Annotated in this window: 7 protein-coding genes; 3 read left to right on the forward strand and 4 right to left on the reverse strand. The window is 68.2% G+C overall.

The window, feature by feature from the left end:
- Nucleotides 1-237 precede the first annotated feature (237 nt).
- Nucleotides 238-903 (reverse strand): PIG-L deacetylase family protein, encoded by a 666-nt coding sequence (locus ACFE77_RS15905; protein WP_375422624.1) that lies wholly within the window; start codon nucleotides 901-903, stop codon nucleotides 238-240.
- Nucleotides 904-926: 23 nt separating this feature from the next.
- Here ACFE77_RS15905 and ACFE77_RS15910 point away from each other — a divergent pair, with 23 nt between their 5' ends.
- Nucleotides 927-2,018, forward strand: a complete 1,092-nt coding sequence (locus ACFE77_RS15910) for a hypothetical protein (RefSeq protein ID WP_375422625.1) — start codon at nucleotides 927-929, stop codon at nucleotides 2,016-2,018.
- A complete protein-coding gene (locus tag ACFE77_RS15915) occupies nucleotides 2,015-2,602 on the forward strand; it encodes an SAM-dependent methyltransferase (RefSeq protein ID WP_375422626.1) in 588 nt (195 codons plus the stop codon). The genes ACFE77_RS15910 and ACFE77_RS15915 overlap by 4 nt, the downstream gene beginning before the upstream one ends.
- Here ACFE77_RS15915 and ACFE77_RS15920 read toward each other — a convergent pair.
- The 3 genes from ACFE77_RS15920 to ACFE77_RS15930 form a co-directional block, all read right to left on the reverse strand.
- Nucleotides 2,538-3,665, reverse strand: a complete 1,128-nt coding sequence (locus tag ACFE77_RS15920; RefSeq protein ID WP_375422627.1) for a glycosyltransferase — start codon at nucleotides 3,663-3,665, stop codon at nucleotides 2,538-2,540. The two genes, ACFE77_RS15915 and ACFE77_RS15920, sit on opposite strands and share 65 nt — an antisense overlap.
- Nucleotides 3,666-4,049: 384 nt before the next feature.
- Nucleotides 4,050-4,304, reverse strand: a complete 255-nt coding sequence (locus ACFE77_RS15925) for a hypothetical protein (protein WP_375422628.1) — start codon at nucleotides 4,302-4,304, stop codon at nucleotides 4,050-4,052.
- Between the two features lie 48 nt (nucleotides 4,305-4,352).
- Nucleotides 4,353-4,589, reverse strand: coding sequence for a DUF3253 domain-containing protein (locus tag ACFE77_RS15930; protein WP_375422629.1), 237 nt, complete (start codon nucleotides 4,587-4,589; stop codon nucleotides 4,353-4,355).
- A gap of 348 nt (nucleotides 4,590-4,937) precedes the next feature.
- Between ACFE77_RS15930 and ACFE77_RS15935 the strand changes: the two genes are divergently transcribed.
- Nucleotides 4,938-5,389 (forward strand): DNA/RNA non-specific endonuclease (locus ACFE77_RS15935; RefSeq protein ID WP_375422630.1); only part of this gene is annotated, 452 nt, incomplete at its 3' end.

Raw genomic sequence — 5,389 nt, forward strand, 5'->3', positions numbered from 1 at the left:
TTCTATGGCAAAAGGCGGCTGTCGCTGAACCGTTTGCATGGTGAACAAAAGGCAGGTTTTGGGCGAGCGCTCAGGCAAGCGGGACGTCCCGCTTGGGTCGAGTCAGCCAGAGATGCATTCCGCAACAAGCACGGCGAAGTTGTCTATGTGACAGCACGAACATCGGATCAATAGCGCTGTATTGATTCGAGCAAGCCAGGCTGCCAGCCCGCAGTATAGGCGCATGCCTCCGTGACGCTAGGCGTACGCAAATCGTTCGGCACCGGTGACCAGCCGGTCGAGCGCGCTTCGATCGTAGAAGAAGCCGCCGGGAGCGTCATTAATATAATCGCTGGTCTGGCTGCGGTGCGCCTGCATCGCCCAGCGTTTGCGCGGCAGGCCCATGTGTCGAACGCGGGGCGCGGCGGCCTCGTCGAGCCTCGACCAGACGGCGTAGCTCAACAAATTCGCGGCGCTCCCGCGTGTCGCGCTTCGCGCCAGCCGCCACGCCGCTTGATGGTCGGGGTGCGAATCCAACGGCGAACTAACCAACACCGTGCGTGCGCCGATCACATGCAGGAGCCGGCGCAACCGCAGCGGGCGCGCGTCCTCGCCCAGCCGCCCGTCGCGCCACCCCATGAAGCGCAAGGTCGCATCGCCGGCGCCAAGCCGGGCGAGTGCCCGCCGTGTTTCGCTCCGCCGCAACCGCGCAAGCGCCGGCGGCGGCCATCGCCGCGAGCCCGGATGCGATGCCTGCCCATCGGTCAGCACGACAACCGCCAGCGGCACGCGCAGCCGCACCGCGTCGGCGATCAGCAGCCCGCACCCAAGCGTCTCGTCGTCGGGATGCGGCGCGAGCACGACGATCGGACCCGCATGGCGCAGCCAGTTGCGGTCCGGCGGGCGTGAAGACAAGCGGGGCATCGCTGCGCTATGCGGGCGACGCGATGACGAAACCAGCCCTGGGGCCAACCCTCGATGACGTGACGGCCAGGCTGTGGGAAACCGCCGAACCGATCGACGCGGCTGCATGCTACCCGTCGGCGGAGATTGCGTTGCTTGGCGAGGCCGGGCTGCTCGCCGCCGCGCTGCCGGACGGGCCGTTGCTGGCCCACAACGATCACTTGCGCGACACGTTGATGCGGATCGGGGCTGCGAGCCTGCCGGTCGGGCGATTGTACGAAGGCCACGTCAATGCCGCCACCTTGGTGCGAACCTACGGCGCCGGTGGACCGGCGGCGATCCTGGCGGACGAAGCCGCGCACGGACGCATCTCGGCGGTGTGGAACGCCGAACGCGGCGACGGTCCCGTCGCGACCAGAATAAGCGGCGGTTGGACGATCGCGGGCAGGAAGGTCCATTGCTCGGGGGCGGGGTCGGTACGCCGACCGGTGGTGACGGCGCGGATCGCCGAAGCCGGGGACGCCCCCGCGTTGATGCTGCTGCCCGACATGACGGCGCCCGGTGTGGCCAGCGACCTCGCCGTGTGGCGCGCCAGCGGGATGCGCGCGACGGCGACGGGCACGGTGATGTTCGACGGCGTGTTCGTCGCCGACGATGCGGTGATCGGCGAGCCTGGGGATTACTATCGCTCGCCCCTGTTCTCGGGCGGCGCCTGGCGCGTGCTGGCGGTACAGCTGGGCGGGCTGCAACGCATCCTGGCGCTCCACGCGGACGCGCTGATCCGCAGCGGGCGCGAGCGCGACCCGGTTTTCCGGGCGCGATTCGCGGCGGCGGCGGGCGGCTTCGAGCTCGCCCGGCTGTCGGTCGCGGAGGCCGCGCGGCGCGCGCAAGTCTCGGAGGATCCTGCGGCGATCGACGCCTACGTCGATGGTGCGCGCGGGCAGTTCGAGACGCTGGCGCTGGCGGGTGTCGACGCCGCACGGCGCAACGTCGGCCTGCGCTCGTTCATCGCGCCCGACCCGCTCGACCGCGTCGTCCGTGACCTGGAGACCTATCTCCGCCAACCGTTCCTCGATGCATCGCGCGATGCGGCGGCGGGCTACCTGTTGCCGCGCGCCGGGTGCTACCCCTCATGAAGGCGCCCGCCCAACAGCCCGGCTATTTCGATCGGTTATATGCCGCCAACCCCGACCCCTGGGGGTTCGAGGGCAACCCGTACGAGGACGCGAAATACGCGGCCACCGTCGCGGCGCTGCCCCGGCCGCACTACCGGTCGGCGCTGGAGGTCGGCTGTTCGATCGGCATGCTGACCGCGCGCATCGCCCCTGCCTGCGACGCGTTGCTGGCGACCGACGTCGCCGACGCGGCGCTCGCGTGCGCGGCGGAGCGGTGCGCTTCGCTGCCCCAGGTGCGGTTCATGCGGTCGGCGTTGCCCGAAACAGCCCCCAACGGACGCTTCGACCTCATCCTGCTGTCCGAGGTGCTGTATTATTTCGACCGTCCCGCGCTGGCGCTAGTCGCGCGCGCGCTGTCGGCGGTTGCCGAGCCGGGAGCCGACATCGTGCTGGTGCACTGGCTAGGACCGACGCCCGACTACCCGCTGAACGGCGACGAGGCCGTCGAGGCATTCGAGGAAAACCTGCCGGCTGCGACCGTCATCGGGCGTGACCGGCAAGAGGGCTACCGCCTCGACGTGCTTCGCACCGCTCCAGCCGGCTGACCAGACGTTCGGCCCGGCGGACCTCCGCTTCCAGCATGGCGGGGGTGACCGGGCGGCGCGCGAGCGACGGTGCGCGCTGCTCGGCGAGACGCCACCACGCCCCGAACGTGGCGGCGCTGCCGGTCGCCTCGAAACCCAGTTCGGGAAACAGGCGTTCGACGGTAGGGGGGCCACCCTCGGCGAACGCCCGCCGAAGACGCGCGCGCCATCGCAGCCGGTGCAGCAAGGCGGCCGTCGGCTCGAGCGCGGAGTCGCACGCCGCATGCGGATCGCTGGCATAGCTGCCGATCATGGCGGCGAACCCGCCGTTCGCGCGACCGTGCTGGCGTGCGGAGGTATAGACGACCGGGGCGTGGCTGCGGCGCAGGCGCAGGTCGTGCCACTCGATCGCTTCGGCGAGCAGGCGATCCTCCGTATACGCTACCGCCGGCACCCCGCCGACCTGTCGGTAGGCGGCAACGGTCAGCGCCAGGCTCGCTCCCCAGGCCCAGATGTGGTTAGGCCACCGATCGTGCGCCCGCGGGTCGACCAACGTCCCCAGCCGGGCGTGGAGGTGCGCCAGACGCCACTCGAGCGCACGCCCGCTCAGATCGGGCAACGCTGCGCGTGTCGCTGCGTCGAACGTCACCGCGCCCGCGACGGCGTCGGCTCCGGCCTCGATCGCGACGAGGTTCGCTGCGATCCAGCCAGCGTCGACCCAACTGTCGGCATCGGTCGTCATCAAGATGGCTTCCGGCGGCAACGCCGCCGCGCAGCGGTCGAGCGCAAGCTTTCGCGCCGAGCCTGCGTGCGCCACGTCGGCGGAGAAATCGGCCACCTGAACGGCGAGGCGCAGGTTGACCGGGGTCAGACCGCGAGCGATCGCGGCAGTATCGTCGGAACTGTTGTTGACCAGCACCAGCACCGACACCTCGCTCGCCGTGACCTGGGCTGCCGCTTCGTCGAGTGCGGAAATGCAAGCCGCGATGTGCAACGCTTCGTCACGTGCGGGGATTGCAACAGCTACGCGGTGCGCGCGGCGCGGCGGCAAACCAGGTTCGGTTGGGAAAGTCGATAACCACATGTCCGCGCTGATTGCCGCTCACCGCCTCGCTGGCAACGAGGTCGGCGGGCATCAGCACCAATTTGTCGAGCCGAACTCAGTATCAGCTAAGCCTTGCCTTCGCACGGCTCGATGGCAAGGCTGTGCGAAGGCGGCGAATATTCAACTGTCGATCCAGATCGGTTGGCCAGCCGTTGCTGGCCCGCCTCGTCATGTTTGTCCGAGCGCACCCGCCTTGAGGATGAATGAGTATCCAGTTCCGGGAAGCGGAGTCGCCAGCGTGAATGGCCACTTGTGGGTCGCGCCCGCCGCTACGCGGCGGCTCAGTTCCTCAAGCAGTGACCGAAAATGCCTGGCCCGGGGCGGACGAAGTCAACCGGATCGACCTGCCCGCAGGGTGAGACGTCAGTGTTCGGTGAGCTCGACGACCTCGAAATCGAAGCGCTTCCACCCGTGCCGCCTCGCCGCCTGTTCTGTCAGTGCCTCCTTGCCCGCGGCTTCCTTCGCGGAGGTGGCGTGGCCCCAGAACACCTCGGTATTGCCGTCGTGCAGTTGCGCGACGATGCGCCAGTAATGCGTGAACGGCGCGGCGGTAGGGCCGATCGTCTTCACATAGCCGTCGGCCATCGTCGCGGTCAGGTAGCGCTTCTTCTTCGCCATCGACGCGCGATAGCGCAGCGGCGACGGGCTCGGGAGAGGGGCTTTGCCTCAACCGTCGCTGAGACGGCCGATCCTGTACGGTCCCGATCGAATTGCCAGCGGCCGTCCCTTCCAGCTCAGCCGCACCAGTCCGTCGCGGACTAGTCCATCGATCGCGGCATGGACCGCGGGCATCGCGCCGCGCCAGTCCGGCGCGATCGCGCGCGCCACCTCACTCGGGCAGATCGTCGCGTCCGGTGCGCGGCGCGCGAGCAGGGACAGCGTCACGGCCCGTGGATCGGTCATTCGGCTGACGTCGGTCTCGCACGCCACCCGGTCAAGCCGCGAAAGGAGCTAGCTGCCTTATGCAGGTTGGGCGTGCGTTGGGCTTGACTGATGGCTTAGCGGTCGCGTGGGACCAACATGAATGAGCGTCGCTTCCGGCAATCGCAAAGGGCGATTTGAATGGCGGAATGGGGGTCCTCTCGTAAGCGTCGACGAAGCTCAAGTGGGAAGGGTGGTTCACCAGCGCAGGCTTCGACATCTGAGCCGTTGACCATCGCAGGACGCATCGCACCTGAGCTTCTGGCTTGCTATGCTGGGACTTATGGATCGTCACGTCGCCACCCTGACTGCCACTCGGCAGGATCGGCCATGAGATTGGCCGCTTTTAGCCTGTTGCACGTTGCGGCTCTCGGCATTGCAGCCTCCGCCGCGATCGCCAGCGATGGCGAGCTCCACACGTTCCATTGCCTATACGGCTGCCCACTCGGTGCCCCGTTTTTTAATGATACGGCGACCACCGAGATCTACACACTGTCGTCGGACGACCTGACCAAGGCGGCGGATTGGGTGGCGTACCGTGTGAGCCCGGCAACAATTGGCGCGTCGGGTGAACGCACCTGGCAGGCCGATCCCTGGCTGTCGGCGGACGAGACGCTGATGCCGAAAGCCTACGACAACGCCAACCGTGCACTCCACGTTGATCGCGGCCACCAAGCACCGCTAGCCGCCTTCTCCGGAACGCCGTTCGCAAGTGAAACCAATATCCTGTCGAACATCACGCCTCAGTCCTCGGCACTCAACCAGGGACCGTGGAACGCGCT

Origin of the sequence: uncultured Sphingomonas sp. (genome assembly GCF_964243315.1) — a bacterium.
GTDB lineage: Bacteria > Pseudomonadota > Alphaproteobacteria > Sphingomonadales > Sphingomonadaceae > Sphingomonas.

What these genes read in the sequence shown, in the direction of transcription:
- ACFE77_RS15905 (WP_375422624.1), bottom strand. Translation starts at nt 903, where the DNA reads ATGCCCCGCTTGTCTTCACGCCCGCCGGACCGCAACTGGCTGCGCCAT.
- ACFE77_RS15920 (WP_375422627.1), bottom strand. Translation starts at nt 3,665, where the DNA reads ATGTGGTTATCGACTTTCCCAACCGAACCTGGTTTGCCGCCGCGCCGC.
- ACFE77_RS15915 (WP_375422626.1), top strand. Translation starts at nt 2,015, where the DNA reads ATGAAGGCGCCCGCCCAACAGCCCGGCTATTTCGATCGGTTATATGCC.
- ACFE77_RS15910 (WP_375422625.1), top strand. Translation starts at nt 927, where the DNA reads ATGACGAAACCAGCCCTGGGGCCAACCCTCGATGACGTGACGGCCAGG.
- ACFE77_RS15925 (WP_375422628.1), bottom strand. Translation starts at nt 4,304, where the DNA reads ATGGCGAAGAAGAAGCGCTACCTGACCGCGACGATGGCCGACGGCTAT.
- ACFE77_RS15930 (WP_375422629.1), bottom strand. Translation starts at nt 4,589, where the DNA reads ATGACCGATCCACGGGCCGTGACGCTGTCCCTGCTCGCGCGCCGCGCA.